This window comes from Oleidesulfovibrio vietnamensis, assembly GCF_055388115.1.
In genome coordinates this window covers 1442989-1467320 of the sequence record NZ_AP042419.1, presented here as the reverse complement: position 1 = coordinate 1467320, position 24332 = coordinate 1442989, and the positions used below count along the sequence as shown (strand labels likewise).

Annotated in this window: 23 protein-coding genes; 6 read left to right on the top strand and 17 right to left on the bottom strand. The window is 60.3% G+C overall.

Annotated features, from left to right (window positions below; translation table 11 throughout):
• Positions 1-25: 25 nt before the first annotated feature.
• From ACZ5D1_RS06390 to ACZ5D1_RS06340, 11 genes are all read right to left on the bottom strand, one after another.
• On the bottom strand, positions 26-1384 hold the full coding sequence (locus tag ACZ5D1_RS06390; RefSeq protein ID WP_464556278.1) for a 4Fe-4S binding protein: 1359 nt from the start codon (positions 1382-1384) through the stop codon (positions 26-28).
• A complete protein-coding gene (locus ACZ5D1_RS06385) occupies positions 1365-2012 on the bottom strand; it encodes a 4Fe-4S binding protein (RefSeq protein WP_464556277.1) in 648 nt (215 codons plus the stop codon). The genes ACZ5D1_RS06390 and ACZ5D1_RS06385 overlap by 20 nt, the downstream gene beginning before the upstream one ends.
• Before the next feature lie 136 nt (positions 2013-2148).
• Positions 2149-3555, bottom strand: a complete 1407-nt coding sequence (gene mnmE / locus ACZ5D1_RS06380) for a tRNA uridine-5-carboxymethylaminomethyl(34) synthesis GTPase MnmE (protein ID WP_027181233.1) — start codon at positions 3553-3555, stop codon at positions 2149-2151.
• A gap of 151 nt (positions 3556-3706) precedes the next feature.
• Positions 3707-5020, bottom strand: a complete 1314-nt coding sequence (locus ACZ5D1_RS06375) for a Jag family protein (RefSeq protein ID WP_464556275.1) — start codon at positions 5018-5020, stop codon at positions 3707-3709.
• 39 nt (positions 5021-5059) lie between these two features.
• Positions 5060-6670 carry a membrane protein insertase YidC gene (gene yidC, locus ACZ5D1_RS06370; protein WP_011368264.1) on the bottom strand — a complete coding sequence of 537 codons (1611 nt, stop codon included), beginning with the start codon at positions 6668-6670 and terminating at the stop codon, positions 5060-5062.
• 6 nt (positions 6671-6676) lie between these two features.
• On the bottom strand, positions 6677-6937 hold the full coding sequence (yidD, locus tag ACZ5D1_RS06365; RefSeq protein ID WP_011368265.1) for a membrane protein insertion efficiency factor YidD: 261 nt from the start codon (positions 6935-6937) through the stop codon (positions 6677-6679).
• Positions 6934-7311, bottom strand: a complete 378-nt coding sequence (rnpA, locus tag ACZ5D1_RS06360) for a ribonuclease P protein component (RefSeq protein ID WP_027181235.1) — start codon at positions 7309-7311, stop codon at positions 6934-6936. The genes yidD and rnpA overlap by 4 nt, the downstream gene beginning before the upstream one ends.
• Entirely contained in the window at positions 7311-7445 is a 135-nt protein-coding gene (gene rpmH / locus ACZ5D1_RS06355; protein ID WP_081428123.1) for a 50S ribosomal protein L34, read from the bottom strand. Before rpmH ends, rnpA begins: the two co-directional genes overlap by 1 nt.
• Before the next feature lie 323 nt (positions 7446-7768).
• Positions 7769-8548: a FlgO family outer membrane protein gene (locus tag ACZ5D1_RS06350; protein ID WP_148204146.1), complete on the bottom strand. Its 780-nt coding sequence runs from the start codon at positions 8546-8548 to the stop codon at positions 7769-7771.
• A 16-nt stretch (positions 8549-8564) separates the two neighbouring features.
• Positions 8565-9254, bottom strand: coding sequence for a YajG family lipoprotein (locus tag ACZ5D1_RS06345; protein WP_011368268.1), 690 nt, complete (start codon positions 9252-9254; stop codon positions 8565-8567).
• Positions 9255-9327: 73 nt separating this feature from the next.
• On the bottom strand, positions 9328-9714 hold the full coding sequence (locus ACZ5D1_RS06340; RefSeq protein ID WP_011368269.1) for an Hpt domain-containing protein: 387 nt from the start codon (positions 9712-9714) through the stop codon (positions 9328-9330).
• Positions 9715-9925: 211 nt separating this feature from the next.
• Between ACZ5D1_RS06340 and ACZ5D1_RS06335 the strand changes: the two genes are divergently transcribed.
• Positions 9926-10465, top strand: a complete 540-nt coding sequence (locus ACZ5D1_RS06335) for a hypothetical protein (RefSeq protein ID WP_027181237.1) — start codon at positions 9926-9928, stop codon at positions 10463-10465.
• A 109-nt stretch (positions 10466-10574) separates the two neighbouring features.
• Here ACZ5D1_RS06335 and ACZ5D1_RS06330 read toward each other — a convergent pair whose 3' ends face one another.
• The gene (locus ACZ5D1_RS06330) at positions 10575-11459 is read right to left on the bottom strand and encodes a deoxyribonuclease IV (protein WP_011368271.1); all 885 of its coding nucleotides are present in this window, start codon (positions 11457-11459) and stop codon (positions 10575-10577) included.
• Positions 11460-11572: 113 nt separating this feature from the next.
• Here ACZ5D1_RS06330 and ACZ5D1_RS06325 point away from each other — a divergent pair, with 113 nt between their 5' ends.
• Positions 11573-12034: a hypothetical protein gene (locus ACZ5D1_RS06325; RefSeq protein ID WP_011368272.1), complete on the top strand. Its 462-nt coding sequence runs from the start codon at positions 11573-11575 to the stop codon at positions 12032-12034.
• A 173-nt stretch (positions 12035-12207) separates the two neighbouring features.
• Here ACZ5D1_RS06325 and ACZ5D1_RS06320 read toward each other — a convergent pair whose 3' ends face one another.
• Together ACZ5D1_RS06320 and ACZ5D1_RS06315 are read right to left on the bottom strand one after the other, a co-directional pair.
• On the bottom strand, positions 12208-12543 hold the full coding sequence (locus tag ACZ5D1_RS06320; protein ID WP_011368273.1) for an SMR family transporter: 336 nt from the start codon (positions 12541-12543) through the stop codon (positions 12208-12210).
• Positions 12540-12950: a DMT family transporter gene (locus ACZ5D1_RS06315; RefSeq protein ID WP_464556273.1), complete on the bottom strand. Its 411-nt coding sequence runs from the start codon at positions 12948-12950 to the stop codon at positions 12540-12542. Before ACZ5D1_RS06315 ends, ACZ5D1_RS06320 begins: the two co-directional genes overlap by 4 nt.
• 338 nt (positions 12951-13288) lie before the next feature.
• Between ACZ5D1_RS06315 and ACZ5D1_RS06310 the strand changes: the two genes are divergently transcribed.
• On the top strand, positions 13289-15010 hold the full coding sequence (locus ACZ5D1_RS06310; protein ID WP_464556272.1) for a YcaO-like family protein: 1722 nt from the start codon (positions 13289-13291) through the stop codon (positions 15008-15010).
• A gap of 160 nt (positions 15011-15170) precedes the next feature.
• Positions 15171-16190 (top strand): calcium/sodium antiporter, encoded by a 1020-nt coding sequence (locus ACZ5D1_RS06305; RefSeq protein ID WP_273192811.1) that lies wholly within the window; start codon positions 15171-15173, stop codon positions 16188-16190.
• Between the two features lie 84 nt (positions 16191-16274).
• Here the strand turns inward: ACZ5D1_RS06305 and ACZ5D1_RS06300 are convergent, their stop codons facing one another.
• Complete coding sequence (locus tag ACZ5D1_RS06300) at positions 16275-16853, bottom strand: hypothetical protein (protein ID WP_455696209.1); 579 nt, start codon at positions 16851-16853, stop codon at positions 16275-16277.
• A gap of 104 nt (positions 16854-16957) precedes the next feature.
• Here ACZ5D1_RS06300 and ACZ5D1_RS06295 point away from each other — a divergent pair, with 104 nt between their 5' ends.
• Positions 16958-19381 carry a methyl-accepting chemotaxis protein gene (locus ACZ5D1_RS06295; RefSeq protein WP_464556270.1) on the top strand — a complete coding sequence of 808 codons (2424 nt, stop codon included), beginning with the start codon at positions 16958-16960 and terminating at the stop codon, positions 19379-19381.
• A 246-nt stretch (positions 19382-19627) separates the two neighbouring features.
• Here ACZ5D1_RS06295 and ACZ5D1_RS06290 read toward each other — a convergent pair whose 3' ends face one another.
• Entirely contained in the window at positions 19628-20791 is a 1164-nt protein-coding gene (locus ACZ5D1_RS06290) for a metallophosphoesterase (RefSeq protein ID WP_464556269.1), read from the bottom strand.
• A 43-nt stretch (positions 20792-20834) separates the two neighbouring features.
• The gene (locus ACZ5D1_RS06285; protein WP_027181245.1) at positions 20835-21662 is read right to left on the bottom strand and encodes a nitroreductase family protein; all 828 of its coding nucleotides are present in this window, start codon (positions 21660-21662) and stop codon (positions 20835-20837) included.
• A 262-nt stretch (positions 21663-21924) separates the two neighbouring features.
• Between ACZ5D1_RS06285 and ACZ5D1_RS06280 the strand changes: the two genes are divergently transcribed.
• Positions 21925-24228, top strand: a complete 2304-nt coding sequence (locus ACZ5D1_RS06280) for a hypothetical protein (protein ID WP_464556267.1) — start codon at positions 21925-21927, stop codon at positions 24226-24228.
• Positions 24229-24332 lie beyond the last annotated feature (104 nt).

The following is a 24332-nucleotide window of genomic DNA, read 5'->3' as shown; positions in this document are numbered from 1 at the left end:
AACCCCCGGATGCCACAAACTGCGGCTACATACGCGCCACAACCAAAAAAACAGCATGCAAAGAAGCTGCAACCGCGGAAAAAACAGCCCGTGCCGTGTCTGGCCGCATGCCTGCCAAAGTCAGCTGCATTGCTGCGGGACGGCACACTGCCGTACAGTCGCGGCACAGTGTGCACGAAATTTCCGGCCGGCCTCTTTGCAGCGCTGCAGGAGTAATGGCGGAATAGCGGCACACCCGCATGCATGCGCCGCACTGCGTGCACCCCTGCCCCACGCGCATGCGCCACGGCGAAATCCGGCCCGCCAGAGCCGCCACCATACCAAGCGGACACCACACCGAGCAGTGCACCACACGCCCGGCCCGGCGGCTGAAATAAACCATCACCCCCACGCTACACAGTCCGAAAAAAACCGCCGCCGTCGCTGCAGTAAAAGAAGAAGCCCCTGCCATGCGCAGCAGCACCGCACCGCCGAACACAACACCGGCAAGCATCCCGCGGTACAGCACACGGGCCCTGCGCGATACCGGCGCCTGAGCCCCCTGTGCCAAACGGCTGCACCGGTCATCCCACGCCCCCACATAGCAAAGATGGCTGCACCACGCAGGCCCCAGCAGCAATACCGAAACACCGAACAACCCCAGCATGAAAAAGCCGTCGCCTCTGAATAACGGCGCCGCTACAATCAGCGCAGGCACCGGCAGATGCAGATTGCCCGTCATAAGCAGCATGTCGGCCCCCAGCAGCCCCAACGCCAGCTGACCGAAAAACACCGCAGAAAACAACGCCCATATCCGCGGGCGCACAACCCGCGAAGAAGCAGGGGCATACAGCAGACGGGCAACCCATGCGGCATATACCGAAGCCGCCAGCATCTGCACCCATCCGGCCCCCGGCCAGAAACGGTCGGCCAGCAGCGGCATAACCGGGGCGGCCCTGTGCCGTACCGCCCACAGCAGCGCAAAAGCCATCAGGCAGGCCGCAACCTGCAGTCCCGCCGTCTGCCGGTGACGGCTGTACCGGCGGGCCGCGGCCTTGCCCAGCAGAAGCAGCATGGCCCCGCCGGTGAAAGCTATGACCGCACCCATGATGACCGCGGGTCGCACCCAGTCCGCACCGTCTGCAATGCGCCCCTGAACAAGCAGGGAAGCCGTATGCGCCCAGCTGTAGCCCGCGCCGGTCAGCAACACCGCCCCTGCAGCACGCAGCCAGGCACTGCGCAGCCACAGCAGCATGGCGGCAGCGGCCAGCGCTGCGGCCAGCCAGATATGACCGGCGCGCAGCCAGTGAGCGGCAAAAAGCAGTACGGCAAGACAAGGCGCCACAGGCAGCAGCCACAATGTCACGGTGCCGCAGACCGTCAGGTCATCGCGTCCTGCAGACATAGTCTTCAAACTCCTGCCGCCTGCTTTCCACTAATGTGCCGAACCGCAGACCGGCTTCGTAGTGCAGCATGTAAAAATCAAGACTGCGTCTGAGAATTTCAAGAGCAGATGCGCCATCGTAAACACCGGGCAGCGGTGTGGCCAGACGCGGTCTGCGTCCCAGCCGGCCGCCCGCAATCACACGCAGCCCCTGCCGGCGGCAGCTCAGCGCTTTTTCCGGACAGCGCAGCAGACACTGCCCGCAATCAATGCACCGCAACGGGTCAAATGCAGGTACGCCGGAGCCCATGTCTATGGCGTCATCAGGGCATGCCGCGGCACAGCGCCCGCACCCCGTGCACACGTCTTGATGCACGCCGGGCGTGCACACACTGATAAATCCCATATCGGCGACATGCGGGCGCGCGCAGCCGTTAGGACAGCCGGACACCGCCACACGGAAAACATGGTGCCAGCGCAGAGGCCCGCGCAACGAGTTACGCAAAAAAGCATCCCATGGTGATGCCTGAAGCACGCTGTCCACCTGAGCGGTAAATCCTTCGGGCACATGCAGCCCGAAACGGCAGTTTCTACCCTGCGCTCCCCGGCAGGCGGTCACTTCCGCAGTCTGTGTCACTAATTCTGACATGTCAGCTCCATCATGATGTTATACAGGGCAGGCAGGCAGTGTATCGCCCGGCAGAGCCTTGTCTGTGATGCAGGTCACATTGTCTGCACACAAAAAAAAGCCCGTCCTGCACGGACGGGCTTGCACGGCGGCAGAATCACTTGCCGATGCAGAACGAATCAAAAATCCTGTTCAGAATATCATCCGGCGTGGTTTCGCCCGTGATTTCTGAAAGAACCGAGCAGGCAGACTCAAGGCGGACTCCCGCAAGGTCATACGGCACTCCCGAAACGATATCGGCAGCCAGCGCTTCCAGCTCTTCAAGCGCGCGCCGCAGGGCTTCCGTCTGGCGCAGGTTGGGTGCCATATCCGATGCGGCAGCATCTGCGGTCAGCGCGTTGCTGCGGCGCAGCACCATCTCGCGCACGGCTGCGGCCAGAGAATCCATCCCCTTTCCTTCACGGGCAGATACAGCCACATAAGGGCGACCGGCAAGTGACCGGACACACCTATCCAGTTCATCCTCGGTCGCGGCATCGGTCTTGTTCAGCACAACAAGTACAGATCCGGCTTCCATGGCGGCCATAAGTTCCTGCTCATGCGGGCCGGTGCCCAGACGTGAATCCACCACCAGCAGCACCAGATCAGCCTGAGCGGCAAGGTCGCGGCTCATGCGCACACCTTCCTGCTCCACGATGTCGCCTGTCTCGCGCAGACCGGCGGTATCAACCAGACGCACGGCCAGCCCGTCCAGCGTAATGCTTTCTTCCAGAAAATCACGTGTGGTGCCGGGAACGTCCGTCACTATGGCCCGCTTTCTGCCCAGCAGGGCATTAAGCAGACTTGATTTGCCGGCATTCACCTGTCCGGCCAGCACCACCTGAGCTCCTTCACGCCAGCAGCGGGCCCGCTCGTAGTTACCGATAAGCTTGCGGATAGCATCCGCAGTTTCTTCAACTGCGTGCATAAAATCGGCCGGGGCAAGACATTCCACTTCATCCTCTGGAAAATCGACCGCCACACACAACTGCACACGTACCAGTTCAAGCCGTTCGCGCAGGGCGTTTATGTGTCTGCCAAGCATGCCGTCAAGACGGGCCTGCGCCAGCCGGACGCCTTCCGCCGCCGGGGCCGCTATCATCTCGGCCACAGCCTCAGCCTGCGTCAGGTCCATGCGACCGTTAAGAAAAGCCCGTCGGGTAAATTCGCCGTGCGCCGCGGGCCGTGCGCCCTGCCGCAACACCGCATCCAGCACCGCGGCAAGAATGGCAGGCCCGCCATGGCAGTTGATTTCCACCACATCTTCACCGGTAAACGTACGCGGTGCAGGCATGTGCACCGCCAGCACATCGTCCAGAATCCTGCGCTGCGGCGTACCGTCATGAATGCGCCCATGATGCAGCACCCGCGGTCGGAAACCGCTGAAACCGGGCGATGTGGAGTCGAACAGGGCTGTAAGTATGGCATGGCTGCGCGGACCGCTCAGCCGGATGATGCCCACCCCGCCCTGCCCCAGCGGGGTGGCGACGGCGGCTATGGTGTCTGTTCCGTGATGCTGTGACATGATGCTGTGTTCCTGAAAAAAATGAACCGGCGTTGAATGGACGCCGGAAACAAACCGTTGCGGCACGGCACGGGCGTACCGGCTGACTATACATAAAAAGCGGAGGAAAATCCTGTGGACTTTCCTCCGCATATCTTCGGCTGGCGGCGGGTTAGCCTTTGCGCCGGCGCAGGATGACCACCCTTTTCATGGGGCCTTCACCTTTGCTTCGGGTCTGGATTTCTCCATCTTCCTGCAGTGCAAGGTGCACTATGCGCCGGTGATAGGAACTGAGCGGACGCGTGGACTGGGGTTTGCCCAGCGTCTTTGCCCTGTCGGCAAGATGCAGTGCAAGATCGCGCAGCTTGTCGTCCTGACGTTCGCGGTAGTCACCGGTATCCAGCTGGATACGCACCGGGGTTCCCAGTTCTTTGGCCACAATGCGGTTTACCAGATACTGGAACGAAGCCAGCGTCTGACCTTCGCGCCCGATGAGCAGCCCGGAATTGTCACCGCAGTCTACAGAAACCTTGACGCGGTTGTCGTCGATGCGTGCGGCAAGCTGCACCTCTCCGATGACAGGCAGAATAAGTTTTTCAACGGTTGTCTGCACCAGCGAAAGAACTTTTTCCTGATCCAGATCGGCCAGATTGACGTTGACGGCAGAATCGCCGTTGTCTTCGTCACCGTTCTGACTGTCATCAAAATCGTCGCTCTGCAGCCCTTCGGGCAGCAAGTCTTCCGGCGCAGCGTCCGAGGCGGCGTTTTCATCCTGACCGCGGGAAGCGTCGTCGCCTCTGCTCCCTGACTTGCGGCGCGGACGCGGACGCCGTCTGCGCGAACGGCTGCGGCCGTTTTCATCTTTTTCCGCCGGTTCTGCAGCAGACTGTTCTGCTGTTTCTTCCGCCTGCGGGGCTGCCGCAGCAAAAGCTGCACCTGCAGCGGCTTCTTCAGCTTCACCGCTTCCGGAAACAGGCCCCTTGCGGACGTTACCGGCTTTAGGTGCGCCGCCGGAAGCGCCCTGCTCTTTTCTGCCCCTGCTGCCGCGCCGCGAACGCGATGAACGGGGTCTGGACTCCTGTCCTTCTTCCGTTTCCGGACGTGCGGTGTTTTCCGGCTGCGCCTGTTCGGCGTCTTTTTCAGCCTTTGCGGGGGCGGAATCCTGACGGGGCTTTTTATCCGTCTGCTTACCTGCGGTATCTCTGGTGTCGCGCTCCTTTCTGGCGGATTCATCCTTTCTGGACTGTGAATCCTCCCGCGACATAAAGCCCGTCGAACGGCCGCGCTTGTCGGCCACGGGCTGGTCGAACGACATTCTTCTTGCCCTGATGCGCGCTTTGCGTGCGCCCACAAGCCCGAAAATTCCGGACTTGGCATCATTCAGAATATCAATCTCCAGTTTTTCCCGTTCGGTATCAAAGTGGCGGCATGCCTCCCTGATGGCGTCGTCCAGACTTTTGCCCTGAAACTCCTTGAATTCATCCATTTATTCACCTCGAAGTCAAACGCAGTTGTCAGGCGAAGCCTAGGACTTGCGGAGCATCCACCACTGCTGTCCGATGGAAAGCACGTTGTTGACGAGCCAGTACACCACAAGCCCTGCGGGGAAGTTGAGGAACATGAAAGTAAAGACAACGGGCATGAACATCATGATCTTCGCCTGAGTGGGGTCGGCGGGCGCAGGAGTGAGCCGCTGCTGCAACAGCATGGTGGCACCCATCACAACGGGGGTGATGTAGAAGGGGTCCTTGGCCGACAGGTCGGCCAGCCACACGATGTCGGTAAAAGGCAGATGCGCGATGAAAGGCGCATGACGCAGCTCGATGGCGTTGAGCAGGCCCTGATACAGACCCAGAAAAACCGGAATCTGAAGCAGCATGGGCAGACACCCGCCCGCGGGGTTGACCTTGTAGGTCTTGTACAGCTCCATGACTTCCTGATTCATGCGCTGACGGTCGTCCCCGTATTTTTCTTTGATTTTCTGCACCATGGGCTGCAGCTTTTTCATCTGCTCCATGGACTTGTAGCTTTTCTGCGACAGAGGCCAGAAAAGCAGCTTGACCAGAATGGTCAGGATGATGATGGCCACACCGTAGTTGCCGGCATAAGAGTAGAAGAACTTCAGGCCGGAAACCAGCGGTTTAGCAAGGAAGGTGAACCAGCCGTAGTTGAGAGCCTCATCAAGATGATAAGGCATGGCGGCCAGTCTGTCGCTTTCCTTGGGACCAATGTAGTAGCCGATGCCGAACTCGGCAGAGGAACCGGACGCTATGGAAAGAGAGCTGTTTTCCACCACGGAACGGTACACACCGCCTTCCAGCACGCCCTTGAAAGGCAGCGCGCCTTCGGCGGGGGCCATGACAGCCATGAAATAGTTGCACATCACGCCGCCCCAGTTCACGCCCTCGTCAACCTTGACACCGGTTTCGCGCAGATCATCGGCAGATGTTTCCTGATGAAAACCGTCCTGATACCACGCCATGCGGGTCAGGTTGTAAGCGCCGCCCTCGGGGCTCAGGCTGGTCGTGCTCAGCGTCATGCCCAGACGCACGTCGCGCGAAACACCGGCAGTATCGGTCAGACGCACCTTTTCGCTGATGAGGTAGGTTTCCGGATCAAAGCTGAGGGTTCTTTCAAACCGCACACCGTCCATTTCACCTACAAAGACCAGCTCGCCTTTGCCGGAACCGTCCAGCTTCAGGTCATCGCCTTCAAACTGCCATGCGGCCAGCTTCCACGTGGGCTGACCGTTCAGCAGCAGCCCCATGGGGGCCTTTCCGGCGGCTTCCGGCGTGACAAGCTCCACCAGCGGAGCACCTTCTTCGATGCTTTCGGTATACTTTTTCAGCCGGAAATGCTTAAGCACGCCACCCTGACTCTGAAACACCGCGGTGTACAGCGGGGTGTCCACTTTTACCTCGCGCCCTTCGGTGGGGGCAAAAGAGGATGCGGCAGGGGCGGAAGCGGTCTGCACCGGCTGCGCTACAGGCTCGGAAGCCTTCTGCTGTACGGCGGTGGCGTTTTGTTCCACAGGGGCGGGAGCAGGTGTCCAGCCCATGAACTCTGAAAGATAAGACCAGCCAATGAGAACAAAAAGGCTGAGCACAACGGCAATGATCGGACGCTTGTTTTCCATGAGACGTCAACAGCTCCTGACGCGTTTCGCGTCTTGATGTCGGGATTCTGGTACGGGGTCATAGCCACCGGCGCACAAAGGATTGCACCGGAGAATGCGCCGGAGGGCAAGAAATCCGCCTTTGATGATGCCGTGCCGCAGCACGGCTTCCGCGGCGTATGCGGAACAGGTGGGAACAAAACGGCACGACGGCGGGAATAGCGGCGAGATGAAACGCTGATAAAACCTGATGGGAAGGATCGCGATTTTGCGCAGTTCGATGGTCATGGCGTTCCGTCATTAGCCTCGCGGCACAGGCTGTCGCGGATCTCACGCATCAGGGGCAGCAGCTCCTGCACGGCAAGATCAAGCGTTACACGCCTTGGATCGAGGCGGCGCTTGGGCACAACAACTAAGTCCATGCCCCCCGGCATATCATCCTGATAAAGGCGGAAAAATTCTCTGAGAACACGCTTTGTCCTGTTGCGGCGGACAGCGTTTCCCACCTTGCGGCTCACGGCGAGCCCGTAGCGCCACACCGGCGCGGCACCCTCTCGTTCAAGGGCAAATACGATGAAATGCTTAGAAAAGTAACGGCGGCCTGTATTGTAGCAGGCTACGTAATCAGGCCGCCGTGTCAAACGACTTGGACGAGCCAGCACTATGCAGACAGCTTAGCTCTGCCCTTGGCTCTTCTGCGGCGCAGAATAGCGCGGCCACTGGGGCTGCTGGAACGAGCACGAAAACCGTGAGTTCTTTTCCGGCGGATCTTGCTCGGCTGATACGTTCTTTTCATGGGACACTCCTTACAAAAAAATGAACGGACCTTCTTAGGAAAAAGGCTGGGCCCGCGTCAAGGATTACTTTCAAGAGAAGCCAAAGGGGTATAATGCCCGACAGCCGCACAAAAAGCAAGCAGCCGGCAACCGGTCCGGAACCGCCTCGGCCTCGCGATTGCAGGCGGTGAAGCCCGCATCCGGAGCGAAGCCTTGCAACGGGGCGGCGCATCTTCTTAGGCTGTTTTGCGCAGCAATTCAAGCAGAAAGAACGCAAAACACAACCCGCCCGCCCGCCGGCGGACACAGCCGCTGCAAAGCAGCCTGAACAGGCGCAGAAAAGCTACTTGAACGGGGCGAACCCGCCGGTAACCGTATCACCTGCTTCTTCCCGCTGTACCGGAACTTCCGGCACAGCGGATTCACCGGGCGCAAACACCCTGTGCCGCTGCGCATACCGCGACCACAGTCCGCTGTCAAAGGGCTTCGGCGTGCTGAGCAACGCCCGCACCGCACCGGTGTTGGGCACCGAAAATTCATGGGCCGCAACAATGGAACGGTCATCCAGCCGCAGCACCCGCAGCGAGACAAAAACCTCTCCGCGTGCAACCACATAGTTGCCCAGCAGCACGGCCTGCGCGGCATACCGTGTTTCCAGCATTTTTGCAGTTTCACGGGTCATCATGAATTCTCCTTCATGCCGGCGCGAAACCAGTTCCGCCCCCAGCCGCACATCCATGACGCGGTATCCGTGCTGGCCCAGGCGTGATGCCACCTGCTGCGAAACCAGCCTGCCGAATGTCGATGTCTGCCCGAAGTCATTAAGCTCCACCAGCGAGGCCACCAGAACGGGACTGCGGGTACTGAGACGCCGCGCCAGCGCCGCGTGCAGTGCATCCGCTGCGGCAAAATCCGCTCTGGTCAGAAAAGATTCACTCTCTGCCTGTCCTGCGGCGCTGTCTCTGTATTCCGGCATTCTGGTGGCGGCACCGTTTACCGCCGCGCGTACCGGACTGTGCACCAGCGCGCACAGCAGCAGAGCGGTTGCCACCGCTGCCGTCAATACCTTCATGCCTTCCTGCCCGAAAACCATAGCGTGCTCACGCATTGTCTGTCGCTCCATGCGGACACCGCCGCGGTTACCGGTTCACCACACGTACCGGCAGCGCCTCGTACTCTTCCACAAAGGTGCCGCTTTCGCCGGGGGCCATATACAGCTCCCAGTCCGGGTCGTTGATGTAATAAACCGAAGAGGTGTGCACCACATACCGGTTGTTGTGCGACATGCTCACACTGATGACCACCTCGTTGTCGGAAGGACGAGCCACGGCCCCTGATGCCAGATCAGCCAGAATGCCCGCGCCTATGGCTGCGGGAATCCATTCCGATATGGATTCAAGGCCCCGCGCAGCGGAAACACCCGCCGCAATGGCTGTAAAGGTGCCCACAGGCGGACGCTGATACCGCGGCGAATGATGCACCACATACATGGCGTAATCCACGTTAACGTTATCTTTTTCCCTGTTCAGAGAAACCTGCAGGCCGCGTGAAACCAGTTCGGAAGTAAGCAGCCGGTAAAACCCCACGGCAAAAGGCCGGCTGCCGGGCGACCGCAGATACAGCGGCACCGTAAGCAGGTCGTCCCTGTCGCCCAGAGCCTTTTCAATTCTGTCGGCCACGTCTGACGCCAGCACCTGCCAGTGACCGGCAGACTGCATCTTGTACTGCGGCGTTGCCGGATACGTGGCTGCCACGGGCAGCTGAGACCGGTAGGCGGCGCAACCGGCAAGCATGAACGCGGCGAAAAATAATATAATGACATTACGCATGAAGGCACCCTGAAAGTAATCGGTGAAAACAGAGCGGAACAGAGAAAGACTCTCATACTCTGTTTCGGCACAATCAGTCCGTTACTTTAGAGACACCGGCTTCTTTACCTTGCCATCCGTCATGCATTTCCTGCGCAAAGGCTTCCAGCTCTGCCAGCAGCGCCAGACGCAATTCTTCGGTCTGCACCCTGCAGGAACCGGAAAGAATGGCACTTTCAAGTGCAAAGGCAGCCGCCCGCAGTGCCTGCGCTCCCAGATTGGCGGCTTCACCTTTCAGCCGGTGAGCCGCAGCCCGCAGCAAATCAGGCTGCACGGCCACAGTTTCCAGCGTTTCGCGCCATGCTTTCACATCCTGCAAAAACATGCCTGCCAGATAAAGCACGTCCTCACGCCGCAGCCCCAGATGCTGTGCGGCTTCGTCCGGTGCAAAAACCGGCAGTTCCATAGGTCTTGTGGCCATCAGCCCCTCCTCGGTTTCTGCGCCCCCGCCCTGCACGGCATCCGGTCGCTGCCGGAAGACGCCATGCAAGGCCATCCTTGCACAAAATGCACTGTTATCCCCCACAAATCAACAGGAAGCCCGCCTGAGGTTGCAACAAGCGGCAAAAGCGCATAATAGGCCGCTTCTGTCATGCCGCATACGGCAGCACACAAACCCACCGGAGCAGACCATGGCCGCAAAAACAGCAAACGACCGTAAACTGAAAAAACGCATCGCACAGATAAAAAGCCGCAAGGCACAGCAGATGACGCAGAAAGGTGATTTTTCCGATCTGCTGTATACATTCTGCAGACCGCTTCTGGCTGTGCAGGACGAACTGAACGGCCCGGAAAACGCCATCGGCATGGGGGTATTTGCCTGGAACGCCGCTTTTCTGGAAAAAGACCGCTGGCAGCGAAATCTTGCCAACTCGCTGGGACAGTACGGACTTTCCTCCGAAGTGCAGGATTCGCTGACCGGCATCGTTGAAGAAATGATCCGCCAGAAACACCTGATGTATCCCGGCGACCGGCGCGTCATTGTCGATTACGATGTGCGGGTGGAAAAAGGCACAGTGCATGTCACGGCAGATTACCGCGAAGCCAGCAAAACAATCATGCCTAAATTTCAGGATATTTCCGAAGACCCCTCCGCCACCTGCACCGGACGGAACGGGCAGACACAAGACAGCGGACAGGATGTTGCGCAAACCGGACAGGACGGCTGCTAAACAAAAACTCCGCCTGCACCGGAAAAAATCATCCGCGCCGCGTCACCACGCGGCGCGTTTTTTTACACCGCTACGCGCATCCCGCCTTTTCTGCAGGCACACCGGCATGCTAGGGGCAGGCAAGCCTCCGGAGCACAGCCATATTCATCATGTCTTCTTCCGGCCCTTTTCCCTTGGGGGTTTCAAGCACCTTGGGCACATGGTGCAGCCGCTCGTCACGCATCAGCAGGCGGAAAGCCGCTTCGCCCAGTTCTCCCTGCCCTATGTGGGTATGCCTGTCTCTGCGGCTGCCCAGTCCGGTCAGCGAGTCGTTGGCATGCACCAGCCGCAGCCTGTCCAGTCCCGCACAGACATCCAGTTCACGTATGGCAGCATCATATAATGCCGCGTCTCGCAGGTCATATCCGGCACCGAATGCATGCGCCGTATCAAGGCATATGCCATAGCGTTCCGGCATGCGCGAAGCTTCAATGACAGCCGCCAGTCCGGCAAATGATGCCCCCAGCATGGTGCCCTGCCCCGCCGTGTTTTCCAGCAGCACCATAACCGCGGGACTGCCGCAGCGTTCCAGCGCTTCATCCAGACGCGCCGCCGCCAGCGCGGCACCGGCTGCTTCTCCCTGTCCTTTATGCGCTCCGGGGTGCACCACAACCATTTCAATGCCCAGTCTGCCCGCACGCTGCAGTTCGTCAGCCATCAGCGCCACCGAGCGCTCAGCCCCTTCCGGCGTGTCCGCAGCGGGGTTTATCAGATACGATGCATGTGACGATACCGGATATCCGCCCCAGCGGCGCACAGCCGCCGTAAACAGCTCTGCGTCATGCTCTTCCAGCGGCGGGGCGTTCCACTGACGCTGGTTGCGTGTAAACACCTGCAGCGCTGTGGCTCCTGCTGCCTCTGCGCGCTCAACGGCCTTGTGCACGCCGCCCGCCGCGGACATATGCGCCCCGATCAACTGCTGTTGCGGCTTGTTCTGACGTGATATAGTTTCCATAATCCACCTGTGGGTATATGACTTTCCCTACCCTGTACTGAGGGAAACCCCTCATTTCCTCAAAGTATGGAACACAGTACAGTGCCAAAAATATAATTGACACGGGAGGAGGCATGAAAACCTCCGTCATTGTTTTTGTTCTGCTTCTGCTTTGCGGAGCAGGCGCATTTTTCAGCTATCTGTACCTGCCTGCATATTCGCTGCGCATACCGCAGGTGCGTATAAGCATACAGTTGCCCGACGCCGATGAAGCCCGGCCGTCCGCATACTTCACCGAAGAAGAAAGAAAAGACCTGCAGCGCATCCTTGCGCCCTACAGGGACAATATCAGCAATGTGAAGATCATGCTCGACCACTTTCACACGCCGTCGCCCGCCGACGGTATGTCCAGCTTTCAGCTGATCATCACCACGGCCGAAGGATGCATACTGCAGACCCGGCCGCAGGTCACCAGACGCATGTACCTCACATCCGACATCGACGCCAAGGTCAGACGTTCTTTTGAGCTGTTTGACAGTCTTTCACGCACCTCAACCTATCAGAAACGCAACCTTGCCCGCATTTCAGATATCTGACCAAGCCCCCCGAAGCCTCCGGCGGCATCACCTCTTGTGCTCCGTCCCCCGCGGATCGCAGGAACGCTGACGGCGTTCCGTGCTGCCGGAGGCACTTATACCGCACTATGCGGACATGCTGTACAAAAACGGCGCCTGATGGCGCCGTAATTTCATGTGGATGTTCTGCACCATCAGCTGATGTGCAGCATGGCCAGCCCGCAGGTAAGCAGGGCAATTCCGGCCCATGCACTGGGCGCCATTTTCTGCCCGAACAGCACCCAGCCGCCCAGCGAGGTACCCAGAATACCGAAACCGCCCCACATGGCGTAGGCAACGGCCAGATCCATACTGCGCACTGCAAAAGACAGGCAGACAAAAGCAAGCCCCACAGCTGCCAGCGCCATCACGCCGTACCGGCGCACGGTAAATCCCCGGGACTTTGCCAGCAGCAGGTTGGCAGCCACATCCAGTGCCGCCGCCAGCATTACCAGCAGCAGTCCTGCTGTCAGTATCGACGAAAATGTCATGACTGTTCCCCTCTGCGCGGCTGAACCGCACCGGCGGGTTCCGCCTGTTGCCGGTTGCCGGAAGAAGTGCCGTGGTGCACCAGCAGCACGCCGCCCAGCACAGCACACAGCGCAGCAAAACGCAGCAGACTCATCTGTTCGCCCAGAATGAACACACTGGCGAGCGTGATGAATGCAAGTCCGACCCCTTCCCAGAAAGCAAAAGCCACCCCCACGGGCAGCGCCGTGGTGGAAAGTGAAAGCAGATAGTACGAAACACCGATGAACAGCAGCATGATCACCACTCCGGCCTCGGCCCCGAAAGCCATGCTCCAGCTTTGTGAAGCCTTCATCAGTGTGGTACCGGCCACCTCGAAAAAGACCGCGCCGGTAAGACACAGCCAGTGATACGCACGTGGTGCGGACATGATAAAATACCCTCGTGACGCGGCGCGCAGCACCGCTTCTATGTATAATTACGAAAAAAGAAAAAGAAAAAAGGACCGGTTGCGCAACGGCAGCCGTTACAGCCCCGAACGCCAGCAGTGTTCGGAAGAGACGATGCCGGCTCCGCAGAGCGGCGTATGGCGGGTAGTGCCTGTCAGCATGGAATGCATGCTACTGCGTCGGAACAGGAAAAGCAACTCCGCCCGCGGGCAGACCTCGCCGGATATCATGCGGCCCACAAACCGGACTGAAAAGGTATGCTTTGCGGACAGGCAAAAAAAAGCTATACCGGCGGCACACCAGACGGGGAGAATATCAGATGTCCGCAACAATGCATTACACATACACACTCACCGGCACAGAGGCCACCACAGGGTATTTTTCATGCGAGCCGCCGCGCGGTCTCAGCTTTGCCGGAGGACTGGCATGGCTGGAGGAACACCCCGCCGATGACTTCATGCACCTGTGGCTGCTCCGCAGGCTTGCCACCTTTGAGCAGAAAAAAATCCGCACCATGATCACCAGAGAATGTGCCGGACGCCCTGTACTGGAAGCGCTGCTGTACGAGCTCTGCCTGCTTACGCCCCGTTTCGCCGCCCTGCGCGAACGCTTTGCCCCCGGAGCCCCCGCGCGGCTTTCAGCCTGTACCCCGCTACCCTACATCAAATGGTCACTGCAGCCAGACAGCGGCCTGCATGCCCGGTGGACAGAACTTTTCCGGGCCAACATGCACGATCACCGCATGCTGCCGCACCCCGACGATGAAGAGCTGCCCCCGCTGTTTGATCTCGGGTCGGTCTCTGCACTGTGGCTGCCCCGCAACACAGTGCCGGTGGCCGATCTGCGGCAGCAGGTTGCAGACCGGCCGCGCGATACGGGCTGGCGGCGTCCGCCTGCGCAGGAAACAGCCATGCTGGCGCTGGAACGCCTGGTCGAGCATGATGTGATCGGGGGCGTGGAAATGCGACACGTGGCTTCGCTAAGCCCCATCGCGCTGCTGCGCCAGTGGCGGCTGGACACCGGAATACAGGCGGGCCGCAACAATCACACACTATGCGGACTTGCCACCACATACGGAAGAGGGCTTTCACTGGCGGACGCCCGTGTTTCATACGCCATGGAAATGGTTGAACGGGCTTCCTCGTATGCTTCGGTGTCTGTTCAGGACGGTGTATTGCAGGTGACCGGCAGAGCCTGCCGTACACCTGTGACCGTGGCGCGCCTTTCCGAACTGCGGGCCCGCGGCATTGAAGCTGTCGACCCTGCCGATTTTCCGCTGGAAGCGCCCTATCAGGACGAGCCGCTGCACTGGATGGAAGGCCGCTCACCGCGGCCGGACGGCGAAGTGACTGTACTGGTGCCCGTACAGATGGTTTTTCTGTTCTGCAACCTTGATGAAGTGTCTTTATACACGGCTCCCGGTTCCACGGGGCTTGCCTCCGGCAATATACCGGAAGAAGCCAAAGTGGCGGCCCTGACGGAAATCATCGAACGTGATGCGGAAGCCACCATGCCGTACAGCTGGCAGCGGTGCTTCACGCTGACCACGGAAGACCCCGCCCTGAAAATGCTGCTGGACGATTACGCCGCCCGCGGTGTGCATCTGCAGTTTCAGGATATCACCACCGACTTCGGGGTGCCCTGCTACAAAGCATTCGTCACAGGCCGCGACGGCACTGTCACCCGCGCCACAGGCGCCGGACTGGACGGCCGGCGGGCCATTGTGTCATGCCTTACCGAAACGCCGTATCCGTATCCGGACAGCCCGCCTTCGGCCCCCGCACCTTCACATATTCCTGTGCGCAGGCTTGAAGAACTGCCCGATATGAGCATGGGTAACGTCCATGACAATCTGGCGCTGCTGGAAGCCATGTTCACCGCCAACGGCAGAACACCCGTTTATGTGGATATCACCCGCGATGATCTGGGCTTTCCCGTTGTCAGAGCGTTGGTGCCCGGCATGGAACTGACAGCGGACTTCACGCCGTTCACCCGTATCAATCCCCGGCTGTACCGGCGGTATCTCGACATGTTCCGCTGACCTGCAAAAACCGCGGCGCGCACTGCCGCGCACGGCACGGCAGCCCCTGTTTTCGGGCCGCCCGCCTGCCCCGCAGGCGGGCGGCCTGCATGTGTATATATTCCACCCTTAACCGGTTTCGGGCTTTTCATCCGCCGCAAAACCCAGTATTCAATCAATCATGCCTATTTTCGATCTCTTTTTCCTCGCACTGGGCGGCCTGCTGTTGTGGTTCGGCGCCGACAGACTGGTGGAAGGCGCCTCTGCGCTGGCCCGCCGCGTCGGCATCTCCGAACTGGTCATAGGCCTTACCATCGTGGCCCTCGGCACGTCTCTTCCGGAATTTCTCGTGTCTTTCACAGCCGCGGTCACCGGATATTCCTCCATCTCCGTGGCCAATGTGGTGGGGTCAAACATATTCAATCTCGGACTCATTCTGGGCGGCGTGGCCATGCTGCGTCCCGTCATGCCCGAGCGCGACATAATGCGGCGCGACGCCCCCATTCTGGTCTGCTGCACCACCTTCATACTGGTCTGCGCTTCCGTCACGGGGTCGCTGCCACGCTGGGCCGGTGCCGTGCTTACCCTGACGTTTGCGGGATACATCGCATGGCTCATCATCAAAAGCCGCATGGAATTCGCAGCAGTAAACGCTTCGCTGCAGACAGTGCTGAGCAGCCGGACAGGTTCTACTCTGAACAGTCCCGTGCTGCCCGGCGAACCGGACAGGACAGCAGCAGAACTGCCTCTCTGGCGGGCTCTTGGCGGAATAGCAGCCGGCCTCATTGCCCTTACACTGGGCAGCAGGCTGGTGGTCAACGGTGCAACCGCCATTGCCGCATGGCTGGGGGTAAGTGAATGGCTTATCGGGCTGACCATTGTGGCGGGCGGCACTTCGCTGCCCGAACTGGTCACCTGCGTCGTGGCATCGTTCAAGGGACGCAATGAAATGATGCTGGGCAACCTCATCGGCAGCGACCTGTTCAACTTTGCGGGAGTACTGGGTATAACGGCCCTGCTGCGACCGCTCAGCGTTGATGCATCGGCACTTCCCAACCTTGCGCTCAGCGTCTTTACAGTGCTGCTTATTCTGCTGCTGCTCAGACTGCGCGGCAGACTGGGCAAAGCGGAAGGCCTGCTGCTGCTCACATTCGGACTGGGACGCTGGGTGCTGGACGCATTCAGCACGCCACCGCTGTAATCGGCGGTCCGCCACCGGCAACCGGACCGGCATCCCTCTGCGGGTGCCGGTCTTTCAATACTCAGTCAGTACTGTTCCGGTCTGTCAGATGCCTTCCTCGTTTTCCCACACAATGCCCTCTTCTTCCTCTTGCGCCACCTGCAGACCGCAAAGCCCCAGCGCCTCAGCCACACATGCCGCCTGCTGCCCGGGGGTGCGTTCCGGCTGCAGCATAAAGTCCAGCGCTTCAAAACACAGCGGCTCCACAGCATGCACTCTGGTTATAAAATCCTCGCGGGCCGTTTCCGGCATATGCCGGACCAGCTCGGGAATATCAGGCATCACATAAAAGACTCTTCCCTGCTTTTTCAGCAACCGGCGCGCATCGGCATCCTGCAGGCACAGCTCGCTCACGGCCACCGCTGCTCCCTGCGCAGCAGTAATATCATTCATCAGCAGGCCGGGTTCCTGTACGGTCAAAAACTGCATCCCCAGCCTGTCTGCCACTGCAGCGGCCACCCGGTCCACTCCTGTACCGTCCAGCCCGATGCAGAAAACGCAGTCAGAGGCGGCATTGAAAACAGGGCGGAACATGCCGCGGGCAAAAGCCTTCTGCGCTCCGGCATTTTCCACGGCGACTTTGTCGCAGACAAAACCGGACGTATCAAATTTTTCTTTACTCATTACATTCTCTCAAGATTTAGGATATATTTCCGATAAACCGGATATACAGTGTTTCACAACCAGCTAATCAGGGCTTTGCCGTCCGACCGTAAAGGAGCCTGTGCATGTTTGATAAAGTGACACTCTCGACAAAATTCTACTCCGGCAGCATCGGGGTTCTGGTGCTGGCCATTACACTGCTGTGCAGTGTGACCATGTGGCTTGTGAGTGACGGCATGACGCAACTGGGCACAGCCACACTGCAGTCGACCACTGAAAATCTGGTTACCACCATAGAAATGCAGGACGCCATCACACAGGAAAAGGTAAGCTCCGACCTCAGTGTGCTTGAACGCGAAATGCAGGGCTACGGTTCGCTGATGCTGAGCGATCTGCATGCGCACCAGACCCGTATGGTCAATCAGGTCACCAAGGAAGCCGCCACCGCAACCATACCCGCACTGATGCTTACCTCAGACGAAGGTATGACCCCGTTGTATGAAAACTTTGAAATAGTGGACAGAGTGCAGAAGCTCATCGGCGGCACGGCCACCATTTTTCAGGTGCTGCCCGGCAAACTGCTGCGCATATCGACCAACGTGCTCAAACTGGACGGACAACGGGCCACCGGAACATACATACCGGAATCAAGTCCTGTATATAAAACAGTCATGCGCGGTGAAACCTACAGGGGCAAAGCCTTTGTCGTCAACGCATGGTATATCACTGCGTACAAGCCTCTGCGCGATCTGGGCGGCAATATAGTGGCTGTGGCCTATGTGGGCCGTAAAATAATGACTCCCGCCCTTACCGAAGCCCTCGCCAGCATCAGCGTGGGGGGCCTCGGTTTTGCCTTTGCCTACAACGACAAGGGCGAAATGATATACCACCCCGAGCATCAGGGCAAAACACTTTCAGACATCGGCGTGGAACAATACTTTGCCGGTGTGCAGAACGGACTGGTGACCTATATGCGCGACGGGGCGGAACAGATAGCCTATGTCAGAGATTTTGAACCATGGGGCTGGCACATCGGCGTGCAGATGAGCCGCAAAGAAGCACTGCGCGGCATGGACACCATGGTGCTTACCGGCTCGCTGGGGGTGGCAGCTCTGGCACTGGTGGCCGGCTGTATCTCCACATGGCTGCTGCTGCGCAGTATCACCGGTTCGCTGAACAAGCTGGAAAGCTTTACCGCGGCAGTGGCAACGGGCGACTACAACGCCTCGGTGGACTACAAGGCCGACGATGCCATAGGCAAAACCATTGCAGCCGTCCGGCGCATGGTGGAAGTCATCAAGGAGCGCCTCGGCTTTTCCAACGGTATCCTGCAAGGTATGGCCACACCCTGCATCGTTGTGGATACGCAGGAAAAAATATCCTACATCAACCAGCCGGCCCTCACGCTGCTGCATGCACAGGGTTCCGCAGACAGCTGGACCGGACAATCCATCGGCAAACTGTTCCACAACGACGCATCGCGCCGCACCATTCTGGGCGATACAGTGCGCGACAGGCAGTCGCAGACCAACAAAGAACTGGTGCTGCAACGCAACGGAGAAGACATTTTCCTGCGGGTGGATACCGCGCCTCTGCATGACCTTGACGGTGCCCTGCTGGGAGCTTTCGGCCTGTACACCGACATGACCGAAAACCACCGCCAGAACAAAGCCATGCAGGATAAAAACGACATCATAGCGCAGGCTGCCGAACAGGCCGACGGTGTCTCGCAGAACGTATCTGCCACGGCTGCCGAGCTGTTCGGACTCATCGAAGAGGCCAATCAGGGGGCCGAGGTACAGAAAGAGCGCACCGGCGAAGCCGCCACAGCCATGGAGGAAATGAACGCCACAGTCATGGAAGTTGCGCGCAGTGCCGCAGAGGCCGCATCGGGCGCGGATGAAGCGCGTGCCAGAGCCGAAGAAGGCGCGCGCATCGTCAGAGAAGTCATAAGCGCCAGCCGCAAAGTTTCGGATGAAGCGGAAAACCTGAGCAGCAACATGCAGCTGCTGGGCACACAGGTGGAAGGCATCAGTCAGATTATGAACATGATCAACGACATAGCCGACCAGACAAACCTGCTTGCCCTGAACGCCGCCATTGAAGCCGCACGGGCAGGCGATGCAGGACGCGGATTTGCCGTGGTAGCCGACGAAGTGCGTAAACTGGCAGAAAAAACCATGGACGCCACCAAACAGGTGACTGTGGCCATTACGGAAATTCAGGAAGGCGCCCGCCGCAACCTTGAAGCAACCCGCAAGGCCGTCAGCAGCATCGAGGAAAGTACCGACCTTGCCAACCAGTCGGGCGACGCACTGCAGCAGATTCTGAATCTTTCCGTGGAAACTGCCGATCAGGTACGCTCCATCGCCACCGCCGCAGAACAGCAGTCCGCGGCATCCGAAGAAATAAGCCATGCCACGGCAGAGGTGGACCGCATTTCAACGGAAACCCTGCAGGCAATGAACCGGTCGGCCGACGCAGTGAGCCAGCTGGCGGAAGAAGCACGCCGCCTTCAGCAGATTATTGAAATGATGACCAGCGAATAGACGGCGCGCGTAACACTGCGAGGTATCTGCAAAAGGCCGCTCCCCGCGGGGAGCGGCCTTTGATATTTACAGGCACGGCGCAAAGAACGGCTGCGCAAGCCTGCCACGCGGGGGTGCAGCGCAGGAATAGATACTTTTTCTGCACAATGCTCCCGCCAAAAGATACAGGCAGCGGGTGCCCGACTGCACCGGCTTAGGGCTGCACCGGCTTAGGACTGCGGCGGCTTAGGGCTGCGGCGGAGCGCGTTATGCACGGCGCAGAATAACGCGCGAAATTTCTGCCGGTGCGCCCAGCCGGAAAGGCGGCCCCCAGAAACCCGTGCCGCGGCTTACATAAAGCTGCATGGCACCATGGCGGTACAATCCGGCCAGATACGGCTGCACCATGCTGACAACCGCCATAAAGGGAAACACCTGCCCGCCGTGGGTATGTCCGCACAGCATGGCGTTCCATCCTGCTTTTTCCGCCGCAAAGACGCTGGCGGGCTGATGGGCCAGCAACAGTTTAAAATCCGTGTCCTCACCATGCAGCATGGCCTTGCGGCTGTCGCTGGCGTACTGCCGCCCGAAACGGTGGGCGGCATAATCGCTCACACCGCCCAGCAGCAGCGTAGCCTCACCGCGGCGGATGCGCACACTGCGGTTTTCAAGCATATTCAGCCCCAGCGACTCCAGCACAGGCAGCCAGCGGCTTATTCCCGAATAATATTCATGATTTCCGGAAACACCGAATACACCGTCAGGCGCCTGCAGGCGGCGCAGAGGCTCTACCTGTTCCCGCAGATGCCGGGGCGAACCGTCCACAATATCGCCGGTGACGGCAATCAGGTCTGCACCGGCGGCATTGGCGCGCTCCACCACACCTTCCAGCCAGTCCACTCCCAGAAAGGCACCCACATGCAGGTCAGAAAGCTGCACAACGGTGTACCCGTCCAGCGCGGGGTGCAGCCCGTGCACGGGCATCTGTATGTCCCGCACGGCGGGAACACGCATGGCGCCGTACATGGCCGTTCCGGAAAACACGCCCGCAAGCGCCATGACACCGGTACCCGAAGCCCCCTGAATAAACTGCCGCCGTGAAGCATCGTGCAGCGGACGCGGCCTGCGGCGGGGCAGCACACGCCGTGCATGCCACAGCAGAAGCAAAGAGTCGCGCGAAAGCAGCAGAACAAGCAACAGCGAAGCCACGCCGAACGCAACGGCCCCGCCGAAGGCGATTACGTCAATGGTCCGGCTTTCAACACCGGCATGACGCAGAAAACCTTCAGCGGGAATGCTGCCCCACGCATAGCACAGACAGCACCAGGCCACTATGCGGGCCCAGAACCCCAGCCGCGACGGCCTGATAAGGCGCAGACCGGTATACAGGGCAAAAAAAGCCGACAGGCCTATAAAGACGGTGTACAGCACAGGCAGCTCCTTGCGGCGCTGTTTTCCCTGCCGTGCGCCGCTGTCAGGAAATCCAGCGCACGGGCAGTTCTTTGCGCATGGGAACGCGGTGGTATCCGTAACGGGCATAGCCGAGCATCTGCGCACCGCAGATGCGCTGCCCGTCATTCAGCCCCAGCCTGACGCGCAGGGCTTCCGATTCGCGCACGGCATGAATGAAATACCCTGCCCAGCAGGCACCCACACCGTGGGCATGGGCCGCAAGCTCAAGATACGTCAAAGCGATGGAAGCATCCACATCGGACCAGCCTGTGGCGGTATCGGTGTAGGCAACAGCCAGATGCGGGGCACCGCGCAGAATGCAGTCCTGTCCCTTGCGCCATGCGGCAATAAGACCGGCCACGCCGTACTGTTTTGCCACATCGGGCTGTTCACGCCGCAATTCCGTCATCCAGTCGATGACCAGCGACGCCATGTGCTGGGTGGCGTTGGGGTCTTCCACCATCAGCCAGCGCACCGGCTGTCTGTGACTGGCAGAAGGCGCCCAGTCGGCAGTACGCACGATGCGTTCCAGCGTATCATGCGGCACGGGCCGCTGCCGGAAGCAACGTATGGATCTGCGGCTGCGCAGAAACTGCTCCGCCTGAACGCCGGATATACGCAGACCTCTGTCCAGCGGAACAAACTGCCCGTCAGGCATGGGGGCCAGTCGCACCGCCCCGAATTTGCACACGGAAACACAGTGACCGCACTGCAGACACACGTCTTCTCCGCCGGTACGCATTTTGGGCGCACCGGTTTCCTTGTCTGCAATAAGCACCAGCACGGGGCACTCTTCCATGCATCCCCCGCAACGCCTGCAGGCGTCGCCGTCAACTTCAAAAAAACTCATGGATCTGTTCCTTGGCAAAAAAACACAGCGCACCTGCGCTGTCCGGATAATAATATTATACTGTTACGTTTTCTGCCGTCCAGCCTGCAGCACCGCTCCGCTCAAGTCGGCGGCGATGCCGCCGGCCCCTCGTGGCCGGCAGAAGCGTACATGTCTGTTCGCACAATCGGCCCGCTTTGTCATCCGCTGTTTTGTACTGCCGCACTTTGTCAAGCGCGGCACTTTACGATATGAAGCGGGCACACCTTACGCAGGAGACAAAATGCCGCAGCAGCACGCCACCCCCGCGCCCGCCATTCCCGTTACACCGCCTGCCGGAAACCGCAGCAGTCGCGCCGTTTATTTACTTTTTCGCTTACTGGCCGTCTGCACTCTTCTGTATCTTGCCGGTACCTGCCTGCAGGGCTGCGCCCCCCGCACCCCGCAGGGGCAGGAGTCGGGCCTGCCGTCCAGCGACGTGCCCAGAGCAGACCCCGGCTATGTGCAGTGGCTTTCGCGCCAGTCCATGCTGAGTGAATCGCAGCGACTTGCGGATATTGTATCAGGCTCTGCACTGCAATGGCGCAAAGGAGGACTGCGCCCCGCCCCCGCCGCGCTACTGCGCGAAGCTGACACATGGCTCACCGTACGACCGGAATCAGTACTGGGCAAAAGCAGCGAGCCGGTTTTCGGCGTGCTGGCAGACAGGAGAGTGTGGCAGGCGCTGCAAAAGCTGGGCATCCGGGGCATGCTGCCCGCTCCGGTACATGTGACGGGCGGCCTGTGGGGATACGACCTTACAGCAGTCCGCGGAGACGACATCATACAGTACGGCTTTGCCGATGCCTGCGGCACACAGGAACATTTTCTGCACCTGCTCCGCATGGCCAATGCCCACGGAGCGGTGCTGGGCACCATGCTCACCCCCGCGGCCACCGGCATGGGGCCGGACTTTTTCCTCGCGGCACGGGGCAAGCCGGGCTACGCGGGAATCTACTGCATGATAGACCTGCCGCGTGACAGCTGGAAACTGCTGCCTGCCGTACAGTCGGAATGGCAGGGTACCTTTCCCGACGAAGCGGCGGTTACTGCCCTGCGCGGCAAAGGGCTGCTGCCGCCACCGCTTGCAGCCGCGCGCACAGGCAACCCGCTGCGCTGGGCGGTAACAGGCGAAGTGCGCGGCATAGACGGCGAATTACGCAGGTGGGCATATCTTGCTCATGAAGTGCCCACCCGTCCGGTGCTCAACTGGACCGATCCTTCCGCCGCGGCGCGGCGCATCATGTCCGGCTCGGTGATACGGCAGACAGGAGAACTGGGAACCGCTTTGGCGGGGCTGACCCTGCAGTCGTTCAGCGGGGCAGTCATAGACGAAAACGACCAGCGCGGCCCTGCCGCACCGCTGCTGGATGCCGCCCGCACCCTTGCCGCCGAAAACAGACGCTACGGCGGATGGTCGCTGCTGACAGATACCATGCAGCTGCCGCTGCTGACAGCGCTGCTGGACAGCGGCCCCGACATGGCCGTTGACATGTACACCCCGCCCATGGCCGCACACGCGCTGCTGACCGGCAATGCGCAGGCACTGCGTCTGTCGCTGGACATGCTGCGCACGGCCGGCATTGACCACCGCAGGCTCATGCATCCGGTCATGTGGGGACACGGCATTGACTACACGCTGGCGCATCTGGCTCCGCCCCCTTACGGGCCTGAACCTGTCGTGCAATGGCAGGGCAGCCGCATCAGAGCTTCGGCAGTGCAGCGGCACATCATGGACCAGCTGAGGGCCGCAGTGGACGAGCCGGTACTGCACCGCGCAACGGCCGGACGCGTTTACTGCACCACCCCCGCAGGCATCGCCGCGCAGGCGCTGGGACTCAAGGACCAGCGCACGGGACTGCGCGCCATAACACCGGAGATAATCCGCGGGACCCTGCTGCTGGCCTCATGGAACGCGCTGCTGCCGGGGGGCTTCATGCTCGACGGCCGCGATCTGGCCGGTGCCATGCCCCTGCCTGCCGCCAGTCTGCCGGAAGAAGATGTCGAACAGCATCCTGAACTGCTTGGCCGCGGAGCATATGCACTGGGGTCGGGCTATGATTCCGTCATGATTTCACGGCAGGGACTGCCCGCAGCCAGAACTCTGCACGACAGCCTGCCCGCCCAGATGCTGCACGACGGTTCATACGGCAGCGCCATGGCCGCGGTGCTGTCCGCCAGAAGGCGGCTGGGCGTTCCGCTGGCGGAACTTGTCGATACCCCCGCGGTTTCGGGCAGCGGCACCGCGGCCACAGTCCTTGCACTGCCGCCGGACAACGTCCGCGCCGCACCGCGCTGGCTGCTGGTGTGTGCCAACTTCAGCCGCAGGCCGCAGCACGAACGCTTTACCCTGCGCCTGCCGCCCGCCGTGATAGAAACAGCAAAAGACATACTGCCCGCAGACGGTGCGTTTGCGCCAGCAGCCGCCCCGACGCAGGAACTGCAGCGGACTCCCCCCGGCCTGCAGAACGGCCGGTTGAGCATCCGGCTGCAACCGTGGGAAATACGCGCCCTGTTGCTGGAAGCTGCGCCCGCCCCCGCGCGCTGAGCCGGAAATGCAGCGCGCAGACACGGGCACAGCTGCATCGCGCACAACAACACCGGCACGGCGTAACCGGCCATGCTCCGGCAGTCCCCGCCTGCCTTCTTTAC